This is a genomic window from Mammaliicoccus sp. D-M19 (assembly GCF_022386695.1).
GTDB lineage: Bacteria > Bacillota > Bacilli > Staphylococcales > Staphylococcaceae > Mammaliicoccus > Mammaliicoccus sciuri.
Genome location: NZ_JAJNHW010000002.1, coordinates 289,090 through 311,440 on the forward strand (window position 1 = coordinate 289,090; position 22,351 = coordinate 311,440).

Below are 22,351 nucleotides of genomic sequence, written 5' to 3' on the forward strand. Positions count from 1 at the left end.
ACATATATAGTGAATTAAAAATATGTAAGAGGTGTTATCGTGAAAAAGCGGAGTAGAATTATAGCCTTTTTACTTCTTGCAGTGTTGGTTTTTAGCTTAATAGGATCAACAACAAAAGATATAACAAAGAATGTAAATTTAGGTCTAGACTTACAAGGTGGTTTTGAAGTTTTATATCAAGTTAATCCTTTAGACAAAGGTGATAAGATTGATAATGATGCGGTTAAATCAACTGCAAAGACTTTAGAGTCACGTGTAAACGTATTAGGTGTTTCTGAGCCGAAAATTCAAGTTGAAGAAGGTAATCGAATTCGAGTTCAATTAGCTGGTATTAAAGACCAGAATGAAGCTCGTGAAGTACTTTCTACACAAGCGAATTTAACGATCAGAGATGCAAAGGATAGAGTTTTACTATCTGGTAAAGATTTAGTTCAAGGTGGCGCTAAGCAAGGCTTTAAAGACAATACAAACGAAGTAGCCGTTACTCTTAAACTAAAAGATGCTAAAAAGTTCAAAGAAGTAACTGAAAAAGTTTCTAAAATGAATCCTAATTTAATGGTCATTTGGATGGACTATGAAAAAGGAGACAGTTACGCTAAAGAAGCTAAGAAAGAACAAGAAGGTAAAGAACCGAAATATATTTCTGCAGCAACTGTAAGCCAACCAATCAATTCAGAAAATGTTGAAATTTCTGGTGGATTCAATGGTGAAAAAGGTGTTAAAGAAGCAAAACAAATTGCAGATTTATTAAACTCAGGTTCACTACCTGTTAAATTAGATGAAGTTTATTCTACATCAGTAGGTGCACAATTCGGTAAAGATGCATTAGATGAAACAGTACTTGCTTCTTCAATAGGTGTAGGTATTATATTCTTATTCATGCTCATTTACTACCGATTACCTGGTGTTGTAGCTGTCATTACATTAAGTGCTTATGTTTACTTAACATTAGTAGCATTTAACTTTATTTCAGGGGTATTAACATTGCCCGGACTTGCTGCCTTAGTGTTAGGTGTAGGTATGGCCGTTGATGCTAACATCATCATGTACGAACGGATAAAAGATGAATTGCGGATAGGAAGGACACTACAACAAGCCTTTAAAAAAGGTTCTGGTTCTTCATTTATTACAATATTAGATGCTAACTTAACAACAATTTTAGCAGCGCTCGTATTATTCGTATTTGGTGAAAGTTCAGTAAAAGGTTTCGCAACAATGTTATTACTTGCGATTCTTATGAGTTTCGTAACTTCAGTATTCTTCACAAGAATATTATTAGCATTATTAGTAAACTCAAACTACTTCAAGAAAAAATATAATTGGTTTGGTGTTTCTAAGAAAGATAGACATGATATTAGTGAAAGATTAGATGTTCATGATTTAAGAACAGTCTATGACAAAATTAATTTCGTAAAACTTGCTAAACCATTATTAACATTTAGTATTATTACGATAATTGTTGGTGCCATCATCGTATCAATATTTAGATTAAATTTAGGTATTGATTTCACTAGTGGTACACGTGTTGACTTACAATCTGATCAAACTATCAAGACTGAACAAGTTTCAAAACAGTTTAAAGATATGGGATTAGAACCATCACAAGTTACAACAAGTGGAACTGGAAACAAAATGGCAACTGTACAATTTAAAGATGCATTAAACAAATCTGAAATACAAAAAGTTAAATCTGACTTTGGTAAATCATTGGGTCATGATCCAAACGTAAGTACGGTTTCACCAGTTGTTGGTCAAGAGTTAGCTGGAAACGCATTAAAAGCAATGCTTTATGCAGCACTAGGAATTGTTTTATACGTATCCTTTAGATTTGAATGGAGAATGGGTACAACTGCAGTGCTTGCATTATTACATGACGTGTTTATGATTGTAGCTGTATTCAGTTTATTCAGACTCGAAGTGGATATTACATTCATTGCAGCAGTTCTAACAATAATTGGTTATTCAATTAATGACACGATCGTTACATTTGACCGCGTAAGGGAAAATTTACGTAAAGTGAAAGTGATAACGAAACCAGAAACTATTGATATGATTGTTAACTCATCTATTAGACAAACGATGACAAGATCAATCAATACCGTATTAACAGTTGTTATAGTAGTTGTCGCATTATTAATACTTGGTTCATCAAGTATTTTCAACTTCTCATTAGCACTATTAATCGGTTTAGTATCCGGTGTGTTCTCATCAGTATTCGTCGCAGTACCTTTATGGGGTATCTTGAAAAAACGACAACTTAAAAAATCAGAAAATGGTAAATTAGTTGTATATACTGAGAAAAAATCAAACGATGAAAAAATATTAGTTTAATAAATCGTGTACCTGTCCTTAGTAAAAGGGCAGGTGCTTTTTTGTTTAGAGTAAATGGTAAAGGTTTAACTTAGGGGTCATGATTACAAAAGTACGGGGAAATGTAACTAAGGGTGCCCATAGTAACAAAAGTCTGTGGAATTGTAACTAAGGAGGCAGTTAGTAACAAAAGTAGGTCGAAGTGTAACTAACCGCTGAATCTTTTTACAACCTGACTCTTTGCTTATGTTTTATTTGTTTAGTAGAGAAAGTACGATATTTCATGTATAATGTTTTGAGTAGAAATGAGGAGATTTGATATGACTAAAGCTTGTTATCAATGGAAAAAATCAGAGCTCAATCAAAATATTGATCCACAAATCATAAAAAAATATAAAATTTCACCACTTTTAGAAAAAACTTTAATTTCAAAAGGCTATACGTCTGAAGAGCAAATTGAAAGTTTATTATCTAATGAAGTGTTATTCCACGATCCGATGTTACTAAGTGATATGGAAAAGGCAACTTCGAGAATACATAAAGCTATTGAAAATGATGAAAGAATATTAGTATATGGTGATTATGATGCAGATGGAGTTACATCTACAACGATTCTCGTCAAGACTTTAGAGTCAATGGGAGCTACTGTAGGTTGGTATATTCCTAATAGATTTACTGAAGGATATGGACCGAGTGAAGCGGCATTTAGAAATGCACATGATGAAGGTGTGTCTCTTATCATTACAGTGGATAATGGTATTCAAGGTCATCATGAAATTGATATTGCCAATGAACTTGGTATTGATGTGATTGTGACAGACCATCATGAATTTGGCGAAACAAAGCCGAATGCATATGCGATTGTTCACCCTATGCACCCTGATTTTAATTATCCATTTAAATATTTAGCTGGAGTGGGTGTTTCATATAAACTTTCTAAAGCACTTAAAACAGATATACCAGATGCGTTCTTAGGTTTAGTTGCTATCGGTACGATTGCCGACTTAGTGAGTTTAACGGATGAAAATAGATATATGGTTAAACAAGGGTTGCGCATTTTGAATGAACAACCTTTACCAGGGATAAAAAGTTTATTGTCCGTAGCTGATTTTACGGATGAAGTAAGTGAACAAACAGTCGGCTTTATTATCGGACCTCGTCTGAACGCAGTTGGTAGATTAGATGATGCTCGATTAGCTGGAGAATTGCTTATGAGCGATGATGACGATGAAGCGATGTTCTTAGCTGAAGAAGTGGACCAATTTAATACAGAACGTAAAGCAATTGTTGAAAATATTACGAATGAAGCAATGGAGCTAGCTGAAATTGAAATGCAACAAAATGCCCAATTTCTAATACTTGCAAAAGAAGATTGGAATGAAGGTGTATTAGGTATTGTGGCTTCAAGAATAGTTGAGAAGTATCATTTACCAACAATTGTATTAAATGTGGATATAGAGCAAAATCACGCGAAAGGTTCTGCTAGAAGTATTGAACAAGTTTCAATGTTTGAATTTCTAACAAACCATAGCGATTTGATTCGTAAATTTGGTGGCCATCATATGGCGGCTGGTATGACATTAGATATTGACGCGATTGAACCATTGAAGAAAGCTTTGAATCAAGATATGCACAAAATAACAGAAGGTAAAAAATTATTACCGCAGTTAATCGTTGATGCAGAAATAGAAACTTCAGATATTACGGTTGAGAACATATTTGATTTAGAAAGATTAAGACCTTTTGGTACAGATTTATTAGCGCCACTATTTTCAATTAGTAATGTTCCGGTCAAATCTGTTAAAGGTATTGGTCAAGGAAATAAACATCTTAAATTAACATTAACAGACAAAAATATTGTAGCTTTACATTGGAATGCTGGACATCTCATTCATGATATTTCAAATGATACGACAATTAATGTTGCAGGTAGTTTAAATGTTAATGAATGGAATGGACATCAATCTCCACAAATTATTCTTAAAGATTTAGCGTTGAGTAATGATCATGCTATTTTTGATTATAGAAGTAAAAATAAACAGGACTTGTTAAAAATTAATCAAGACAATGCACTGTTTGTGATTAACCCTTCATCCGAGAAAATAAATGAGCAATATATACATTATGGTGATACGTATCCAAATGAAGTCGAAACGTGTGTGCTGAGAGATTTACCACAAGATTTAGAAACATTCAAACAAACTTTATCTAATATTAAAGCCGAAAAATATTATTTAGTATTTAAAGGGCAAACCAATTCATACTTTGAAGGTATTCCAAGTGATGAAAAGTTCAAGCAAGCTTATAAAGCTTTATATATGAATCAATCAACCAATATTCAAAATGATGGTATGAAATTATGTGAAGCTTTAAAAATTAAACCTGATCAATTGAAATTCATTTTGAATTGCTTTTATGAGTTAAACTTTATTACAATGAATCGTGGTATAATTGAAATAAATCAAGATGCGGGAAAAAATGACATACAAAACGCACCGTTATATCAAGCAAGAAAACAACAAATAGAAATAGAAAAGACATTGTTGTACAATGATAGCCAATCATTAATCAATTGGATACATTCATTGTTAAGTGATGTTGAGGAGGAAGTATAATGGATTTAAAACAATACGTTTCAGAAGTACAAGATTGGCCAAAACAAGGTGTTAACTTTAAAGATATCACGACAATTATGGATAATGGTGAAGCATACAAATATGCCACTGACCAAATCGTACAATATGCTCAAGACAAACAAGTTGATGTCGTAGTAGGACCAGAAGCAAGAGGATTTATTATTGGTTGTCCTGTGTCATATGCAATGGGTATTGGCTTTGCACCAGTACGTAAAGAAGGAAAATTACCTCGTGAAGTGATTCGTTATGAATATGATCTTGAGTATGGGTCAAATGTGTTAACAATGCACAAAGATGCAATCAAACCTGGTCAACGTGTATTGATTACTGATGATTTATTAGCAACAGGTGGTACAATTGAAGCGGCAATTCACTTAGTAGAATCATTAGGTGGAATTGTAGTGGGTATTGCATTTTTAATTGAACTTAAATATTTAAACGGCATTGAAAAATTAAAAGGTTACGATGTTGTTTCGTTAATTTCATACGATGAATAAAATAGTCACATTGTGGCTATTTTATTTTTAATAATTATAATTAACGGTGGCATATTACTATTGAAAATTGCTATAATAGTAATATTCAAGAGAATTTTATTTGAAGAGGTGGTGTCCCTATGAATAAAGAATATCCATACAGTGCTGATGATGTTTTATATAAAGCTAAAAGTTACTTATCTGAAGATGCATATCGTTTAGTAGAAAAGAGTTATGATTTGGCTTTTAAAGCACATCAAGGACAAATTAGAAAAAATAATTTGCCATATATCATGCATCCTATTCAGGTAGCGGGTATTTTAACCGAAATGAAATTGGATGGTCCAACTATAGTTGCTGGATTCCTTCATGATGTAATTGAGGATACACCTTATACGTATGATGATTTGGTAGAAATGTTTAATGAAGAAGTAGCCATAATTGTAGATGGTGTTACAAAATTAAAAAAAGTTAAATATAAATCTAAAGAAACGCAACAAGCTGAAAATCATAGAAAATTATTTATAGCGATTGCTAAAGATGTCCGAGTTATATTAGTTAAATTAGCAGATAGATTACATAATGTTCGTACTTTAAAAGCGATGCCTAAAGAAAAGCAAAAACGTATTGCTAAAGAAACGTTAGAAATCTATGCACCACTTGCGCATAGATTAGGTATTAATACAATTAAGTGGGAACTTGAAGACATTTCATTAAGATATATTGATAGTGTTCAATATTTTAGAATTGTTAATCTGATGAAAAAGAAAAGAAGCGAACGAGAAACATATATTGCGAATGCGATTAAAGATATAGAGTCTGAAATGGAAGTTATGAATATTTCTGGCGACATAAGTGGTAGACCTAAACATATCTATAGTATTTATAGAAAAATGGTCAAACAGAAAAAACAATTCGAACAAATTTTTGACTTACTTGCAATAAGAGTGATTGTCCCTTCAATCAAAGATTGTTATGCTGTGCTAGGTCTTGTCCATACATTATGGAAACCAATGCCTGGTCGATTTAAAGATTACATAGCGATGCCTAAACAGAATATGTATCAATCGCTGCATACTACAGTCGTTGGTCCAAATGGAGATCCTTTAGAGATTCAAATCAGAACATTTGAAATGCATGAAATTGCAGAACATGGGGTTGCAGCTCACTGGGCATATAAAGAAGGTAAAAATTTAAGCAATAAATCAGAAGAATATTTACAAAAAATGAGTTGGCTACAGGAAATAGCTGAAACTGACAATACTTCACCTGATGCAGAAGAATTTATGGAATCATTAAAATATGACCTTCAAAGTGATAAAGTGTATGTCTTTACACCTGAAAGTGATGTTGTTGAATTACCATATGGAGCAGTTCCAATTGATTTTGCATACGCTGTTCACAGTGAAGTAGGTAATAAAATGATTGGTGCGAAAGTTAACGGCAAAATCGTTCCTATCGATTATAAGTTATCTACTGGTGATATTGTCGAGATTAGAACGAGTAAACATTCATATGGGCCAAGTCGAGATTGGTTAAAAATCGTCCGATCTTCAAGTGCGAAAAGTAAAATCCGCAGTTTCTTTAAGAAACAAGACCGCTCTGCCAATATTGAAAAAGGTAAATTTATGATTGAAGCGGAAATTAAAGAGCATGGATACAATGTAGATGAAGTATTAAATGCTGAAAACATTAAACTTGTTAACGAAAAATATAATTTTTCAAATGAAGATGACTTATATGCTGCAGTTGGTTTTGGTGGCATAACTGCCTTACAAGCTGTTAACAGACTTACTGAAAAGCTAAGACTTGAACGTAAGAAACAATCGCTTAATCAAGTGCAAGAAGTCAATAAATCCATTCCAATTAAACAAGATATTAGAACAGATACTGGTGTCTATGTCGAAGGTTTAGATAACATGCTTATTAAACTTTCAAAATGTTGTAATCCAATACCTGGTGATGAAATCATTGGCTATATTACAAAAGGTCATGGCGTTAAAGTTCATCGTAAAGATTGCCCGAACATCGTTAATGAAAATGAACGATTAATCGATGTTGAATGGGTTAAAAATACAAATGAACAAAAAAATTATCAAGTAGATTTAGAAATTACAGGTTACGACAGAAATGGATTATTAAACGAAGTACTTCAAGTTGTGAATGCAATTAAAGTACAATTAGTAAAAGTTTCAGGTAAAGCTGATATAGATAAAAATGCAGTTATTAACATTAGCGTAATGGTTAAAAATGTGAATGACGTATATAGAATTGTTGATCGAATTAAACAATTAGGCGATATTTATACAGTAAGTCGTGTATGGAATTAAGAGGTGAATTTTTTTGAAAGTTGTTCTACAAAAAGTAAGCCAAGCTAAAGTAACGTCTGAAAATACTCAAAATGAAATTCAACAAGGATTCTTATTATTAGTAGGTGTTGGACAAGAATCAACTTATGCAGATGCAGATGTTATCGCTAAGAAAATAGCAAAGACAAGAATTTTTGAAGATCAAGAAGGTAAAATGAATTTAGATATACACCAAGTCGGTGGTGAAATCTTGTCGATATCACAATTTACAATATATGCTTCAGTAAAAAAAGGGAATAGACCTGGGTTTACGAATGCTAAAAGCCCAGATGAAGCATTAAAGATATATGAATATTTTAATGAACAGTTAGCATCTTATAACATTAACGTGAAAACAGGAGAGTTTGGCGCACATATGGATGTGTCATTAATCAATGATGGACCAATTACGATTATATTCGAAAGTAAGGATGGTAACATTCAATGAACCGAATTAATTTATGGTTTAAAAAGAGGAGAATAAAGCCTGTTCCTGTCATCAGTGTTGCCATTTTACTGATTGTTTTGTTAATCATTATTATTTATTTATTGATTCCTAAAGAGGACGAACCTAAAACACTATCTATGAAAGAAGATGGTGAGTTAAGAACTGGACCTGCCGCTTATTATCCAATTATCTTTGATGTAAAAAAAGGAGATAGTTTTGATATAACAGACAGAGAAGGAAAATGGTTTGAAGTCAAAAATGATCAAAATGAAAAAGGCTGGATTGCTGGTTGGCATACAAATCTTGATATTAAAGAAGATGTTAATCCAGTATTAAAACCATTAAAAGGAAAAGTGATTATATTAGATCCTGGTCATGGTGGAAGTGACCAAGGCGCATCGAGTTCAAAACATAAAGATGTAACCGAAAAAGTCATTACATTAAAAACTGCAAAAGAGCTTAAAGAAATGCTTGAAACTGAAGGCGCTAAAGTGAAAATGACGAGAACAAAAGATGAATATGTTAAATTAAAAGATAGACAAGGTGATGGAGATGTCTTTATAAGTATCCATAATGATGCGTTAGATTCATCAGCACCACATGGTTTAACAGTTTATTACCATCATGATTCTCAAAAAGAATTTGCAGATACGTTACAAACTTCAATTAATCAAAAATCCATACTATCTGATAGAGGCGTAAGAAACGAAAACTTCCAAGTGATTCGTCAAACTAAAATGCCTGCAGTATTGTTAGAGTTAGGTTATATTAGTAACCCTACAGATGAAGATTTAATTGTTGATAGAAAATATAGACACATTGTAGAAACAGGGATTGTTGACGGTTTGAAAGTTTACTTTTCAAATTAGATATTGACTACTACAGATTATGGGTTTAATATTAATATAAATTATGAAATAGATTATATACCGTTTATTCTTGAATAGTATACCGTTATAGTAGGAAACAGAGAGTATAACATTTGCTGAAAGTTATATGAATACTGCGTATATTTTTGAACACAAGAAGAGGGAATCTTACGAAAATAAGATCGGTTAACATCCGTTACAATGTTGTTAAGTGAGTATTTAATGAATCATTAAATACTAATTAGGGTGGCAACACGGATAATTCGTCCCTTGTATGTATATGCATACAAGGGACTTTTTATATTTTAAAGGAGGAAATATTATGATTAATATACCACGTGGTACACAAGATTTATTACCAAAAGATACTTATAAATGGCAATACATTGAGAACAAATTACATGAGTTAATGAGAATATATAATTATAAAGAAATTAGAACACCAATATTTGAAAGTACTGAACTTTTTAGTAGAGGTGTTGGTGATTCAACAGATGTTGTACAAAAAGAAATGTATACTTTTAAAGATAAAGGTGATAGAAGCATTACATTACGACCTGAAGGTACTGCAGGTGTTGTTAGAAGTTACATCGAAAACAAAATGCAAGGTGAACCAAATCAACCTGTAAAGCTTTATTACAATGGTCCAATGTTCCGATATGAAAGAAAACAAAAAGGGCGTTATCGTCAATTTGTTCAATTTGGTGTAGAAGCGATTGGATCAGAAAATCCTTCTATTGATGTTGAAATTATTTCAATGCTCGTACACATTTACAAATCTTTCGGATTGAAAGACTTAAAATTAGTCATCAATAGTATTGGTGATGCAGAATCAAGAGCTGATTACACGAAAGCATTACAAGCGCATTTTGAACCAGTAATTGATACTTTCTGTAGCGATTGTCAAAGTAGATTACACACAAATCCAATGCGTATATTGGATTGTAAAGTAGACCGTGATAAAGAAGCTGTTAAAAATGCACCTAAAATTACGGAATACTTAAATGACTATTCTAAACAATATTTCGAAGAGGTTAAAAGTTTATTAGACGAACTTGGTATCGAGTATGAAATAGATACGAATTTAGTGCGTGGTTTAGATTATTACACTCACACAGCATTCGAAGTGATGAGTAATGCTGAAGGATTTGGTGCTATTACTACTTTATGTGGTGGCGGTAGATATAACGGCTTACTAGAATTACTTGATGGTCCAAAAGAAACAGGTATAGGTTTTGCATTAAGTATTGAACGTTTGCTACTAGCACTTGAAGCTGAAGGTATTGAAATCGAAGAAGAAGATTCAATCGACTTATTTATCGCGACAATGGGTGAAGAAGCGGATAGACTTTCAGTTCAATTAATCAATCAATTAAGAATGGCTGGTATTAGTTGTGATAAAGACTATTTACAACGTAAATTAAAAGGTCAAATGAAACAAGCGGATAGATTAAATGCGAGATACACGATTGTATTAGGTGAAAATGAATTAGAAAAACAAGAAGTAGAAGTTAAGAATATGGAAACTGGTGAAAAGACACTTGTTTCACTATCAGAATTAGAGAATTATTTAAAGGTGGAATCATAATGGAAAAAAGAACAACATATGCTGGTAAAATAACTGAAGAATATATTGGTCAAACGGTTACTTTAAATGGTTGGGTACAAAAAAGACGTGACTTAGGTGGTTTAATATTTGTTGATTTACGTGACCGCGAAGGCGTTGTACAAATCGTTTTTAACCCAGATTTCTCTCAAGAAGCTTTAAGTGTTGCTGAGAAAATCCGTTCTGAATATGTCATTCAAGTTAAAGGTTTAGTAACTAAAAGAGATGAAAAATCAATTAATGACAAAATCAAGACTGGTGAAGTCGAAGTACAAGTTTCTGAAATTACAATTTTAAATGAATCTGAAACACCGCCATTTTCAATAACAGATATGAATGATATTGACGAAAATGTACGATTAAAATATCGTTATATCGACTTAAGAAGAGAAAGTTTAGCTCAAACATTTAAAATGAGACATCAAATTACACGTGCAGTAAGAAATTACTTAGATGAAGGTGAGTTTTACGAAGTAGAAACACCTGTATTAACTAAATCTACACCAGAAGGTGCAAGAGACTATTTAGTACCATCTCGTGTACATGATGGAGAGTTCTATGCTTTACCTCAATCACCACAAATATTTAAACAATTATTAATGATTGGTGGATTTGATAAATACTATCAAATCGTTAAATGTTTTAGAGACGAAGATTTAAGAGCGGATAGACAACCTGAATTTACGCAAATCGATATCGAGATGAGCTTTGTTGATCAAGAAGACGTTATCAAAATGAATGAAGGTCTTATGAAACGCATCATGAAAGATGTAAAAGGTATTGATATTACAACACCATTTCCACGTATGACATACGCTGAAGCAATGGAAAGATACGGAATTGATAAACCAGATACAAGATTTGGTATGGAACTGATTAACTTATCAGAACTTGCTTCAAAAATGGACTTTAAAGTATTTAAATCTGCAGTTGAAAATGGTGGAGAAGTTAAAGCAATCGTTGTTGAAGATGGTGCGTCTGACTACTCTAGAAAAGATATCGACCAATTACAATCATTTGCAAGTATTTATGGTGCTAAAGGTTTAGCGTGGGTTAAAGTAACAGAAGAAGGCTTAAATGGTCCGATTAGTAAATTCTTTGATGAAGACATTACAGATGAATTATTAAACCAAACTGAAGCTAAAGCTGGAGACTTAGTATTATTTATAGCAGATAAAAAAGATGTCGTAGCAGCAAGTTTAGCGCAGTTAAGAAATAAACTTGGTAAAGATCGTGGTTTAATTGATCCAAATAAATATAATTTCTTATGGGTAACAGATTGGCCATTATTTGAATACGATGAAGAATCAGAACGTTATGTTGCAGCGCATCATCCATTTACTGCTCCTAAAAAAGAACATGAAGAAATGCTTGAAAATGATCCAACAAATGTTGAAGCCAATGCGTATGATATTGTTTTAAATGGTTTTGAATTAGGTGGAGGATCTATTAGAATTCATAAATCAGAACTTCAAGAAAAAATGTTTAAAGCGCTTGGATTTACAGAAGAACAAGCACAAGAACAATTTGGATTCTTAATTGAAGCGTTCAAATATGGTGCACCACCACATGGCGGAATTGCATTAGGTCTAGATAGATTAGTTATGTTATTGTCAGGTAGAACAAACTTAAGAGATACAATTGCATTCCCTAAAACAGCAAGTGCTTCTTGTCTATTAACGGATGCACCAAGTGAAGTATCTACGAGCCAGTTACATGAATTACATTTGCAACTTGATTTAGATGAAAAATAATTAAAAGTATAAATACTTGTTATTTAGAAGAAGTATGATAGAATAAATTTATAAGGTAGTCATCTGAAGTGTTCGTAATAAGCTTTTTATATTTTGACCTAACACTTTTGATCAAGGGAGCCTAATTGGTTTTCTTAATAGCGCATACGCCTCGTAAGGAGGACATGCAAAATAAGAAACAGGGCACCCACCTGTATATAGCAGGCCAAAATGATCTAGCACTTAATATTACGGCACAATTGGATTCTATCGGTACGCAAGACTTTATGTCTTGCGTATTTTTGTGTAAAGGAGTAAATAATGATGAAGCATCAATTTTCAAGAAATGAATTAGCGATTGGTAAAGAAGGCTTAGATTTATTAAAAAGTAAAACAGTAGTTGTCCTTGGTGTAGGCGGTGTAGGTTCATTTGCTGCTGAAGCATTAGCGAGAACTAATATTGGTCATATCATATTAATAGATAAAGATGATGTAGATATCACAAATGTAAATAGACAATTACATGCTTTAACAACAACAATTGGTCAATCAAAAGTAGATTTAATGGAAGAGCGTATTAAATTAATTAATCCTGATTGTAAAGTCACTTCATTGCATATGTTCTATACTGAAGAAACTTACGAAGCTTTATTTAATGAATACGACATTGATTATTTTGTAGATGCTAGTGATACAATCATGTATAAAGTTCATCTTATGAAAGAGTGTTTAGAAAGAGGTATCGATGTTATCTCAAGTATGGGTGCTGCAAACAAAACAGACCCTACTAAATTTGAAATAGCTGATATTTCTAAAACACATACAGATCCTATGGCAAAAATTATACGTCTAAAATTAAGAAAAATGGGCATTCATAAAGGTATTAATGTTGTATTTAGTGATGAAAGTCCTATTATGATAAGAGAAGATGTAAAAGAAGTTGTAGGCGATAAAAACGCAAAAGTTAGAAAGGCGCAAATGCCACCATCATCTAATGCTTTTGTACCAAGCGTTGTTGGGTTAATTTGTGCAAGCTATGTTGTGAATGATATTTTGAAAGATATCCCAGTAAAAAGAATCAAAGATAAATAGCTAGCAGCTTTGATAATAAAAAATGAGACTGGATACGTCCAGCCTCATTTTTTTAAGTTGCGATATATTTCTGCTAATTTTTGTTCAGATTTAGATGTAAGCTTAGGTTGATAATATTGTTTGCCTTTTAAAGTATCAGGTAAATATTGTTGTTCTACATATCCATTTTCATAATTATGTGGGTATTTATAACCAATTGCATTTCCTAATTCTTTTGCACCTTGATAGTGTCCATCTTTCAAATGTTTCGGAACTAAACCAGCTTTACCTTTTCTAATGTCTGAAAGAGCTTCATCAATAGATACAATTGCTGAATTAGATTTAGGTGATAAGCAAAGTTCGATGACTGCTTGGCTTAAAGGTATACGGGCTTCTGGAAAGCCAAGTCGTTCACTCGCTTCAATAGCAGATAATGTTCTAGCTGCAGCACCCGGAGAAGCTAAACCGATATCTTCATAGCTAATCACAAGAAGGCGTCTTGCAATAGTTGGCAAATCTCCCGCTTCAATTAATCTAGCTAAATAATGTAGCGCTGCGTCGACATCACTACCTCTAATAGATTTTTGGAATGCACTCATAACATCATAATGTTGATCACCATCTTTATCGTGTTGGAAAGCGTTCTTTTGAATACAAACTTGCGCATCTTCAATTGTGACGTGACGTTTATCATCTTGAATATCAGCACTGAGTACAGCAAGTTCTAGCGCATTTAATGCACTTCTCACATCACCGTAACTTGCTTTTGCAAAATATTCTAACGCGTCTTTGTCCACAATAGGGGCATATGAGGCTAATCCATATTCTTTATCTTCAATCGCTCTGTTTAAAGCAATTAAAATATCTTCTTCGTTTAGAGGATATAGTTCAAAAATTTGCGTTCTGCTTCGTATAGCTGGATTGATAGCATGGTATGGGTTTGACGTCGTTGCACCAATAAGTACAATTTTGCCTGATTCTAAATGAGGTAATAAGGAATCTTGTTTTGCCTTATCTAATCGATGAATTTCGTCTAGTAAAAGTATAACTTGTCCAGACATTTTGGCTTCTTCAACAACAAGTTGCATATCCTTTTTAGTGTTAGTGACAGCATTAAGTTGTCTAAATTTATATTGAGTACTCCCGGCGATAGCTTGGGCGATACTCGTTTTTCCAATTCCCGGAGGTCCATAAAAAATCATAGAAGTTAACTTTTTAGTGTTAACCATTCTTCTAATAATGGCTTTTGGACCGACTAAATGTTCTTGGCTTATAACATCATCTATCGTTTGAGGACGCATTCTATAAGCTAATGGTTCGTTTTTCATTTGGAATCAACCTTTCTAATTACTCAAAGTGTACAAAAAATGATAAAATGAATTAGTAATATTTTTTTAGAAAATAAGAGGTGTAGTACATGAAAATTTCTACTAAAGGACGATATGGCTTAACACTTATGATATCGTTGACTAAGCGTTATGGTCAAGGATGTACATCTTTAAAGTCAATCGCTGAAGAAAACAATTTAAGTGATTTATATTTAGAACAATTAGTAGGACCACTACGTAATGCTGGTCTTATTAAAAGTGTAAGAGGTGCCAAAGGGGGCTATCAATTACAAAAAGCACCATCAGAAATTACAGCTGGTGATGTGATTAGATTGTTAGAAGGGCCAATTACACCTGTTGAAGGTATAGAAGACGAGCCACCTGCACAACAACAATTGTGGATTCGTATTAGAGATGCTGTAAAAGAAGTTCTAGATAATACAACACTAGAATACTTAGCAAATTATACAAATGAAGATGAACTAGAAGGATATATGTTCTATATCTAGTTCACAAATTAAATTGGATAGCAATCTTCAAGACGAATATTGGAGATTGCTATCTTATTTTTTATTGCTTAACTGTATTGAATTCATGCCTAACTGCACAAAATATTCCGTTATTTTAACAGTTAAGCATGAATATGTGCTAAGTAGTGTAATATTCCCCCTTCGATATAACTTTCATATTAAGATAGTTGTACACTACAACAAAGGGGAGAGTATATGAAAAATTTAAAACGATACATATTAAGTGTAGTAGCAGTTTTATTATTAAGTTTCATAGCATTACCGTTTGAAGTTAACGCAAAGACAGATGGTCCGTCATCTAGAGTTATATTACCTAAAAATGATCGTACACAAATTACGAATACAACGTCTGCACATTATCAATCTATTGCATTCGCTGATATCGGAGGTACATCAATTGCATCAGGTGTTGTTGTCGGTAAAAATACCGTTCTTACAAATAAACACGTTGTAGATGCTACTAATGGTGATGCTTCTGTATTAAAATTCTCACCAGCAGCAAATGGCGATGGGAATTTCCCAGCTGGTACATTTACAGCAACTGATTATAAAGTAGCGCCAGGCGGTGAAGATTTAGCAGTTGTTACAGTGGGTAAAAATAGTAATGGTCAATCTATTGGTGACGCTGTTCAAGCAGCAACAATCGCTGATACATCTTCAGTTAAAAAAGGAGATGACATTACGGTAACAGGTTATCCAGGAGATAAACCTATCGCGACATTATGGGAAAGTAAAGGTAATGTATTATCTGCTTCAGGTAGTGACGTATCTTACGACTTAAGTACTTATGGTGGTAATTCAGGTTCACCAATCTTTAATTCAAATAGCCAAGTTATTGGTTTACATTATGGTGGCGTACCAGATAGCCATAACAGTGGCGTGCTTTTTAACAGCAACGTTCAACAATTTATACAAAGTAATTTAAAATAAAAAAACGATCATAAAGTGATAACTTATCACTTTATGATCGTTTTTTTATGCTTCCCCGTATACATCATCTACAATTTTCTTGAATGATTCATATGATTGATATTGTTTATCTAAATCATAAATATAGCTTACCGCCATAATTTCATCGACATTGTATTTCTTTTGGAAATCTATCAATTGTTGTTTTACAGTTTCTTCACTACCTATGAAAGAAGTGTTTGTTTTAGATTGTGCCATATATTTTTCCTGTGGAGACCAAATGTTTTCAAGTTGATCAGTAGGTGGTTGTAATGGCATGCGCGCATTTCTTACAATGCTTAAAAACATTAAGTGCATTGTTGAAGATAAATATGTCGCTTCTTCGTCAGTTTCACCGACAATAACATTTAAACAAACGGCCATATAAGGTTCATTTAAATATTCTGATGGCTCAAATAAGTCTCTATATATTTCGATTGCTTGAGACATTTGATCTGGTGCAAAGTGTGCTGCAAAGACGTATGGTAAACCTAATCGAGCAGCTAAATGTGCAGAGTCCGTTGAAGAACCTAACACATAAATCGGAATGTTTGTATCTACGCCTGGATATGGTCTTACATATGATTGTTGTTCTTCAGGACCGAAATATTGTAGTAATTGTTTAATATCATCACCAAATGTATATACACCTTTATGTGAATCTCTTCTTAGTGCAGAAGCGGTCATCATATCCGTACCTGGTGCTCGCCCTAAGCCAAGATTTAATCTATTTGGAAACATTGTAGCCATTGTTCCAAATTGCTCAGCAACAATAAGAGGTGCATGGTTAGGTAACATGATGCCGCCAGAACCAACTTGAATAGACTCTGTATGTTCAAGTGTATGTTGAATGAGTAGAGCAGTTGCAGAACTCACTAAATTTGGTGCATTATGATGTTCAGCAATCCAATAACGTTCATAGCCTAATTTTTCTACATTTTGAGCGAGTGATACCATATTCTTAATGGCATCTTGCTCCGTTTCACCTTTTCTAAGTGGAACTAGATTTAATGCAGAAACTGGGAATTTTGATTTCATTTTGTGACGCTCCTTACATAATTATATATTGGAAGTATATCAACTGTATTTATGTTGTACTATTTAATTGCTCAACAACATTTGACTATTGTGTTACTAAAAGTTATAATAAATGCAAATTTACAGAGAGGTGGCATCAATAATAGGCATGGATATCCAATAATTTTTTGCGCTAATAGAAAATAACGTAAAAAAACCATTGTGTTGCACAATGATGATTGGATAAGTATGTCTATAATATGATGTTGCCGTTACAAACCGAGAATAGTGTAATGGTGCGTCTTCATGTGTAATACATGGGTAGAGGAGGCTACATTATGCTATTTTTATTTGAAGAAAAAGCATTAGAAGTTGAACATAAAGTATTAATACCCGAGTTGACTTTTTCAATAGAGGACCATGAACATTTAGCAATCGTTGGTGTTAATGGTGTTGGAAAATCAACATTATTAAAAGTCATTCATCAAGATCAATCAGTTGATTCAGCGATGATGGAACAAGATTTAACACCTTATTATGATTGGACTGTTTTGGATTATATAATTGAATCATATCCTGAAATCGCAAAGATTAGATTGCAACTTAATCATACAGATATGATTAATAAATATATTGAATTAGATGGATACATTATAGAAGGTGAAATCGTAACAGAAGCAAAAAAGCTCGGAATAAAAGAGGAACAACTAGAACAGAAAATTTCTACTTTAAGTGGTGGAGAACAAACAAAAGTATCATTTTTAAAAGTGAAAATGTCTAAAGCATCATTACTATTAATCGATGAACCAACAAACCACATGGATTTAGAAATGAAGGAATGGTTGACGAAAGCTTTTAAACAAGAACAACGTGCTATATTATTTGTATCTCATGACCGAACATTTTTAAATGAAACGCCAGATGCTATATTAGAATTGAGTCTTGATGGGGCTAAGAAGTATATCGGTAAATACGATAAATACAAACAACAAAAAGATATAGAGCATGAAACATTAAAGCTACAGTATGAAAAACAACAAAAAGAACAAGCGGCCATTGAAGAAACGATTAAAAAATATAAAGCATGGTATCAAAAAGCAGAACAAAGTGCTTCTGTGAGAAGCCCATATCAACAAAAACAATTAAGTAAGTTAGCGAAACGGTTTAAATCAAAAGAACAACAATTAAATCGTAAACTTGATCAAGAGCATATCCCAAATCCACATAAAAAAGAGAAAACTTTCTCAATACAACATCATAATTTTAAATCACATTATTTAGTTCAATTTAATCATGTTTCGTTTGCTTATGATAACCGGAAAATATTCGATGATGTATCATTCTATATTAAGCGAAATCAAAATGTTATTGTTGAAGGCAGAAATGGTACAGGTAAATCAACTTTAATCAAATTGATACTCGGTGAACTCGAGCCAACTAAAGGTGATATAACTGTTCATCCAGAATTAGAAATTGGATATTTCTCTCAAGATTTTGAGAATTTAAATATGCATCATACTGTCTTAGATGAAATATTAGAAATTCCTGAAATGAAAGAAGCAGATGCAAGAACCATATTAGCAAGCTTTTATTTTGATAAAGATAGGATAAATGATGTTGTTGAAACACTATCGATGGGTGAAAAATGTAGGTTACAATTTGTAAAATTATATTTTTCAAATCCTCATATTATGATATTAGATGAGCCAACAAACTATTTCGATATTGGCATGCAAGAAAAAATCATTCAATTAATACAATCATTTCAAGGTTCGGTCCTTATTGTATCTCATGATAATTATTTTAAATCACAAATTAAAGATCAGACTTGGACTATAAAAAATCATCAAATGACGCATGAAAATGTTCAAGTCAAAGATCCTATTAATACAGAATCTATGAAACATCATTTAAAAGAATTAGAACAATATACAGATGAAAGAAATCGTGAAACAGAGTTCTAGTCTTTTCATAAAAATGGTGCTAGAATAGGTACATTGAAAACTAAGAAAGGACGTTCAACATGAAAGTATATGCAGATTATGCAGCAACTACTCCAGTTAAGCCCGTTGTAACTGAAAAAATAACAGAAATATTATCTGAACACTTTGGTAATCCGTCATCTATTCATTCAATAGGGAGAGACGGTAGAAAGTATTTAGATCAATCAAGACGAGAGATTGCTACATTATTAGGTGCGAGTCCTCAAGAAGTTATTTTTACTAGTGGGGCAACAGAGTCTAATAATACAGCAATAAAAGGTATAGCACGAAAACGAAAACATATAGGTCAACATATTATAACGAGTAGAATAGAGCATCATTCTGTATTGCATGTCTTTGAAGAACTTGAACGTGAAGGTTTCGATGTTTCGTATATAGATGTAAATTCAGAAGGTATTGTCGATATTGATGCTTTGAGACAAGCAATCCGACCTGATACGACATTAGTGTCAATTATGTTAGTGAATAATGAAGTCGGCACAGTTCAACCTATGTATGATATTGCAGAAGTCATAGAAAATACCGATATCGTATTTCATGTTGATGCTGTTCAAGCTATCGGTCATATGCCAATTGAATTTGATGAAATGCCAATTGATATGTTAAGTATAACTGCACATAAATTTGGCGGACCAAAAGGAATAGGTGCATTGTTGGTTAAACAAGGTGTTCAGTTCGAAACGTTTATACAAGGTGGCGAACAAGAAGTAAAGCGAAGAGCAGGTACAGAGAATGTTCCATATATATGTGGTATGGCAACAGCACTGAAAGACGCTTATGAACACATGAATGAAAGTAATATCCATTTAATGAACTTGAAAGAAAAGCTCATAGTAGGCTTGCAACAACGTGCAATTCCGTTTGAATTGAATGGTAGTATGACAGATACGACTGGTCATATCACAAATTTATATTTCCCATTTATTGAAGTTGAAACGATGTTAACGTTACTTGATATGGCAAATATATATGTTTCAAGTGGATCAGCATGTACAGCCGGTTCAACATTACCATCACACGTACTAGAGGCAATGTTTGGTGAAGATAATAGAGTGAAGCAATCTGTAAGATTTAGTTTCAGCTCATTAACGACTGAAGAAGAAATTAATTATATCGTAAGTACGATAATGAAAATATATCAACAATTTAAGGAGGAAGAAAATGAATAATCAATCTACCCGCGTTGTCGTTGGGATGAGCGGGGGCGTAGATAGCTCGGTAACTGCACATATATTAAAAGAACAAGGTTATGATGTAGTTGGAATTTTTATGAAAAATTGGGATGACACAGATGAAAATGGTGTATGTACAGCTACTGAAGACTATAATGATGTCATTGAAGTATGTAACCAATTAGATATACCTTATTATGCAGTTAACTTTGAACAAGAATATTGGGATAAAGTATTTACGTATTTCTTAGACGAATATAAAAAAGGTAGAACACCTAACCCAGATGTAATGTGTAATAAAGAAATTAAATTTAAAGCATTTTTAAATCATGCACTTAAACTTGGTGCGGACTATGTTGCTACAGGTCATTATGCACGTGTCAATCGTGATGGTGATAAAGTAGAAATGCTACGTGGCGTAGATAACAACAAAGACCAAACTTATTTCTTGAATCAACTTACAAAAGATCAATTGTCTAAAGTGATGTTCCCAATTGGTGAATTAGAAAAAAGTGAAGTAAGAAGAATTGCTGAAGAACAAAACTTAGCAACTGCTAAAAAGAAAGACTCTACTGGTATTTGTTTTATTGGTGAGAAAAACTTTAAAACATTCTTATCACAATACTTACCTGCTCAAAACGGTAAAATGCAAACATTAGACGGTGTTGACATGGGTGAACATAGTGGCTTAATGTATTATACAATTGGCCAAAGACATGGTCTTGGTATTGGTGGAGACGGAGACCCTTGGTTTGTAGTCGGTAAAAACTTAAAAGAAAACATTCTATATGTTGAACAAGGTTTCCACCACGAAGCATTATATAGTGACTATTTAATCGCTTCTGATATTTCATTTGTAAATGATCTTGATTTTTCACAACCAGTGAAATGTTCAGCGAAATTTAGATATAGACAAAAAGATACACAAGTAACTGTAGAAAAAATTTCTGACAATCAAATTAAAGTGATATTTGACGAACCAGTGCGTGCAATTACACCAGGACAAGCTGTCGTATTATATGACGGTGAAGTTTGTTTAGGTGGCGCAACAATCGATGAAGTTTATAAAACAGAAAAGCAATTAGATTATATGGTATAAAATATATAGACTGAGATAAATTTATGTCTCAGTCTATTTTTATCTTTGTTATAATAGCAAGTAATGATATTTAAAGGAGTCACAACATGCATAGTGAAGAACAAATTGTTAAATTAATTCAAAATAAAAAATTCGACGAAGCATTGTCCCATTTATTTGAAAATATAGAAGAAGATCCGAAAGAAGTAACCAATTATATCAATGCAGGGACAATATTAGCAGAAGCAAATGATATTGAAAGAGCTGAGAAATTCTTTCAAAAGGCCATTACTATAAACGAAAGTCATGGTGGTGCTTATTATAGTCTTGCAAATTTATACTACAACCAACAGCGTTTTGAAGAAGCAATTAAGTTATATCAACATGCGATAAAAAGAGGGCTTAATGATGCTGATACTAATTTTATGTTAGGAATGAGTTTCAATGAATTAGGTGCGCATACTGAAGCTTTGCCGTATTTAATGAGAGCTCATGAGCTAAATGAAGATGATGTAGAAATTGGATTCCAATACGGATTAACATTATGCCAATTAGAAATGTTTGATGAGGCCATTGTGCAACTTGAAAAAGTATTAGAAAAAGATTCAAAACATGTAGACGCATTATACAATTTAGGTTTGGCTAAATATATGAAAAATGAAAATGCTGAAGAAGCGCTTGTTTATTTTAGAAAAGCGGTCCACATTCAACCAGATCATTTATTAAGTGGTCATGCTATCAACATGTTTGAACAATTATTAGAAGAGGAGGACTAACA

17 protein-coding genes and 1 other RNA gene are annotated in these 22,351 nt (G+C 32.8%); 16 read left to right on the forward strand and 2 right to left on the reverse strand.

Annotated elements, in window-relative coordinates:
* The first annotated feature begins 39 nt into the window (after positions 1–39).
* The 10 genes from secDF (at position 40) to LQ675_RS07010 (ending at position 13,518) form a co-directional block, all read left to right on the forward strand.
* A complete protein-coding gene (gene secDF, locus LQ675_RS06965; protein ID WP_119649144.1) occupies positions 40–2,331 on the forward strand; it encodes a protein translocase subunit SecDF in 2,292 nt (763 codons plus the stop codon).
* A gap of 299 nt (positions 2,332–2,630) precedes the next feature.
* The gene (gene recJ / locus LQ675_RS06970; protein ID WP_239727290.1) at positions 2,631–4,925 is read left to right on the forward strand and encodes a single-stranded-DNA-specific exonuclease RecJ; all 2,295 of its coding nucleotides are present in this window, start codon (positions 2,631–2,633) and stop codon (positions 4,923–4,925) included.
* Entirely contained in the window at positions 4,925–5,443 is a 519-nt protein-coding gene (locus LQ675_RS06975) for an adenine phosphoribosyltransferase (protein ID WP_025904256.1), read from the forward strand. The genes recJ and LQ675_RS06975 overlap by 1 nt, the downstream gene beginning before the upstream one ends.
* 119 nt (positions 5,444–5,562) lie before the next feature.
* Complete coding sequence (locus LQ675_RS06980) at positions 5,563–7,752, forward strand: RelA/SpoT family protein (RefSeq protein ID WP_025904255.1); 2,190 nt, start codon at positions 5,563–5,565, stop codon at positions 7,750–7,752.
* A 13-nt stretch (positions 7,753–7,765) separates the two neighbouring features.
* Positions 7,766–8,218, forward strand: a complete 453-nt coding sequence (gene dtd, locus LQ675_RS06985) for a D-aminoacyl-tRNA deacylase (protein WP_048539649.1) — start codon at positions 7,766–7,768, stop codon at positions 8,216–8,218.
* Positions 8,215–9,087, forward strand: a complete 873-nt coding sequence (locus LQ675_RS06990; protein ID WP_048539650.1) for an N-acetylmuramoyl-L-alanine amidase family protein — start codon at positions 8,215–8,217, stop codon at positions 9,085–9,087. Before dtd ends, LQ675_RS06990 begins: the two co-directional genes overlap by 4 nt.
* A gap of 322 nt (positions 9,088–9,409) precedes the next feature.
* Complete coding sequence (gene hisS / locus LQ675_RS06995; protein ID WP_058592086.1) at positions 9,410–10,675, forward strand: histidine--tRNA ligase; 1,266 nt, start codon at positions 9,410–9,412, stop codon at positions 10,673–10,675.
* Positions 10,675–12,447, forward strand: coding sequence for an aspartate--tRNA ligase (gene aspS / locus LQ675_RS07000; protein WP_239727303.1), 1,773 nt, complete (start codon positions 10,675–10,677; stop codon positions 12,445–12,447). Before hisS ends, aspS begins: the two co-directional genes overlap by 1 nt.
* Positions 12,448–12,504: 57 nt before the next feature.
* Positions 12,505–12,697: non-coding RNA, 6S RNA (ssrS, locus tag LQ675_RS07005), on the forward strand.
* 53 nt (positions 12,698–12,750) lie between these two features.
* On the forward strand, positions 12,751–13,518 hold the full coding sequence (locus tag LQ675_RS07010) for a tRNA threonylcarbamoyladenosine dehydratase (protein ID WP_048539653.1): 768 nt from the start codon (positions 12,751–12,753) through the stop codon (positions 13,516–13,518).
* A 44-nt stretch (positions 13,519–13,562) separates the two neighbouring features.
* Here the strand turns inward: LQ675_RS07010 and LQ675_RS07015 are convergent, their stop codons facing one another.
* Positions 13,563–14,825 carry a replication-associated recombination protein A gene (locus tag LQ675_RS07015; protein WP_239727305.1) on the reverse strand — a complete coding sequence of 421 codons (1,263 nt, stop codon included), beginning with the start codon at positions 14,823–14,825 and terminating at the stop codon, positions 13,563–13,565.
* 89 nt (positions 14,826–14,914) lie between these two features.
* Here LQ675_RS07015 and cymR point away from each other — a divergent pair, with 89 nt between their 5' ends.
* Positions 14,915–15,334, forward strand: coding sequence for a cysteine metabolism transcriptional regulator CymR (gene cymR, locus LQ675_RS07020; RefSeq protein ID WP_025904248.1), 420 nt, complete (start codon positions 14,915–14,917; stop codon positions 15,332–15,334).
* Positions 15,335–15,550: 216 nt separating this feature from the next.
* On the forward strand, positions 15,551–16,285 hold the full coding sequence (locus LQ675_RS07025) for a trypsin-like serine peptidase (RefSeq protein ID WP_048539655.1): 735 nt from the start codon (positions 15,551–15,553) through the stop codon (positions 16,283–16,285).
* Positions 16,286–16,330: 45 nt separating this feature from the next.
* On the opposite strand, the gene LQ675_RS07030 is transcribed toward LQ675_RS07025, so the two are convergent.
* Positions 16,331–17,341, reverse strand: a complete 1,011-nt coding sequence (locus tag LQ675_RS07030) for an LLM class flavin-dependent oxidoreductase (protein WP_048539656.1) — start codon at positions 17,339–17,341, stop codon at positions 16,331–16,333.
* A 317-nt stretch (positions 17,342–17,658) separates the two neighbouring features.
* On the opposite strand from LQ675_RS07030, the gene sal(A) reads away from it, so the two are divergent.
* The 4 genes from sal(A) to LQ675_RS07050 all read left to right on the forward strand — a co-directional run bounded on the left by sal(A) (position 17,659) and on the right by LQ675_RS07050 (position 22,349).
* A complete protein-coding gene (gene sal(A), locus LQ675_RS07035) occupies positions 17,659–19,284 on the forward strand; it encodes an ABC-F type ribosomal protection protein Sal(A) (protein WP_239727308.1) in 1,626 nt (541 codons plus the stop codon).
* 59 nt (positions 19,285–19,343) lie between these two features.
* The gene (locus LQ675_RS07040) at positions 19,344–20,492 is read left to right on the forward strand and encodes a cysteine desulfurase family protein (RefSeq protein WP_048539658.1); all 1,149 of its coding nucleotides are present in this window, start codon (positions 19,344–19,346) and stop codon (positions 20,490–20,492) included.
* The gene (gene mnmA, locus LQ675_RS07045) at positions 20,485–21,594 is read left to right on the forward strand and encodes a tRNA 2-thiouridine(34) synthase MnmA (RefSeq protein WP_048539659.1); all 1,110 of its coding nucleotides are present in this window, start codon (positions 20,485–20,487) and stop codon (positions 21,592–21,594) included. Before LQ675_RS07040 ends, mnmA begins: the two co-directional genes overlap by 8 nt.
* A gap of 86 nt (positions 21,595–21,680) precedes the next feature.
* The gene (locus tag LQ675_RS07050; RefSeq protein WP_107602338.1) at positions 21,681–22,349 is read left to right on the forward strand and encodes a tetratricopeptide repeat protein; all 669 of its coding nucleotides are present in this window, start codon (positions 21,681–21,683) and stop codon (positions 22,347–22,349) included.
* Positions 22,350–22,351 lie beyond the last annotated feature (2 nt).